Here is a 274-nt window from a genome sequence, read left to right as displayed (position 1 = left end):
GACTACGACGAATCCGATTACGACGAGCCGGACCATGACGAGCCCGGCGGGATCGGCGCCAGGCCCGCCGCTCGGGCCGAGGCGGACGACGACCTTTCCGGCGACGCGGCCATTCCCTCGGAGCGCGATCCAGCGGGGCGCACCGGTGACGCCCCTGCGGATCCGCCACCCGCGCGCCGCCCGAGCCTGGCCGTCGTCCCCGACGTCCGTCCGGCCGCGCGTGAAGACCGCTGGTCCGGGGCCGATCGCCCCGAATCGGCCGACCGCACCAGCC

Annotated in this window: 1 pseudogene; it reads left to right on the top strand. The window is 75.9% G+C overall.

The annotated features are described in order from the left end of the window. Positions 1-274 (top strand): annotated as a pseudogene (locus GV790_RS30265) (hypothetical protein); the annotation flags it as partial.

Source organism: Nocardia cyriacigeorgica (genome assembly GCF_010858045.1).
In the GTDB taxonomy this organism is placed as follows: Bacteria; Actinomycetota; Actinomycetes; order Mycobacteriales; family Mycobacteriaceae; genus Nocardia; species Nocardia cyriacigeorgica_E.
The sequence above is the reverse complement of the archived record's forward strand: the minus strand, read 5'-3'. Positions and strand labels throughout refer to the sequence as shown.